General features: G+C 47.9%; 1 protein-coding gene. It reads right to left on the bottom strand.

What is annotated here, in order from left to right; translation table 11 throughout:
* Window positions 1-1,363, bottom strand: a 1,363-nt coding sequence (locus ACTHUE_RS18205) for an oligopeptide:H+ symporter (protein ID WP_440424113.1), incomplete at its 3' end; no start/stop codon positions are given.
* Between the last annotated feature and the right edge of the window lie 286 nt (window positions 1,364-1,649).

Genomic DNA, 1,649 nt, shown 5'->3' with positions numbered 1-1,649 from the left:
AATCCAATGGCGACTGAGCATTGTAGTAGTCTTTAAACAACACTCCGCCCAAGGTAAAGCCGATGGACAATGCCAAGAAATTCAAAGCAACCATTTGTGTTTTGAACATGCTCGGTGCGATTTTGGTGGAAAACGACAGCGAAATCGGCGACAGCATCAGCTCGCCTATCGTAATCGCCAGCAACACCAGCATAAACACGATAATCGGCATCGGGGTTCCAGATGAAATATACGGAATAAAACTCAAATAAGAGACGCCGGTTACCAACATGGCCAGTGCAAACTTCAACGGCGTTTTAGGTTGGCGTTTGCCCATTTTCGTCCACACCGTGGCCATCACGCCGGAAAAGAGAACCACCCACATGGCCTGTATCGAATCTTTCCATGAAACAGGCACGGTAAAGCCGAAGAAAGTACGGTCAACCGTTTCGTCAAAATAAACCGTTGCAACGGTGTACACCTGAAACCAAACCGCCCAGAACATACAAATAGTCAAAAACAGCGGAATATAGGCCATGATGTAACGTTTATTGGCTGCCTCAACTTGGCTGCTGCCCAGCAAGCGTGCAAAATAAGCGATAACGGTGATAATGACCACGCCCAAAAGCCAGCGTGAAAAGTTCTCAAGATTGAGCACGCCGGAAGCAATCACGCTGCCCAACACCAAAACCAGCAACACGCCGACAGCTATTGCAGTCTGTATCTTTTCAGGACGCAACGGATTCGGAGCCGGAGTATGCGGCAGGTTTTTACGGCCGCGCGAATACCACAGCAGGCCAAATGCCATACCGACGGCCGCTGCGCCGAAACCGTAATGGAAACCCATTCTGTCTTGCAAAATACCGGTCAACAAAGGGCCTAAGAAACCGCCGATATTGATGGAAATATAGAAAATGGAGAAACCGGCATCGCGTAATTCGCGCAGGTCGTCCCGTTCATACAAAGAGCCGACCATCGAACCGGCAGACGATTTCACGCCGCCGCTGCCCAGCGCGATAAACACCAAGCCCAACAGCAATCCCATTAAGCCCGGCACAATCGCCAATAAAATATGGCCGGTCATCACGACGATACCGGCGATAAACAGGGTACGTTCCGCGCCCCAAATGCGGTCGGCCAACCATGCGCCGAGAATGGTGGACAGGTAAACGCTGCCGCCGTATGCGCCAACGATACCGCCGGCCAAAGCCTTATCCATACCCAAACCGCCTTGATTCGCGGCGTAATATAGATAAATCAGCAGGATGCCCTGCATACCGTAGAAGGAAAAGCGTTCCCACAGCTCAATGTGGAATAGGGTGGATAATTGCAAAGGATGGCCGAAGAAAGTTTTCTCGGCAGAAGATGGCTTTTGACCGGACATTATGAGTTCTCCTATATATTAGACAGGCTCAGGCTTCAGACGGCCTGTTATACCTACCAATCATTTTTATGGAAGCCATATATTACCGTCAATCTTTGCATTTGCAAAACATTAAAAAGCATATTCTTACAGAAAGATTAATATTCGCATTTAAAAAAGAACTCAATAGCTACATAACAAGCATATCGCGGCCATCTCCGTCATGCCCTACATATTCAAAAACCTATTAATTTTTAGATTTGCTATATTGTATTTTTCATGCGGCCGAAAACGGATATATTTACGG

The organism is Neisseria sp. P0021.S005 (genome assembly GCF_051956955.1).
The sequence above is the reverse complement of the archived record's forward strand: the minus strand, read 5'-3'. Positions and strand labels throughout refer to the sequence as shown.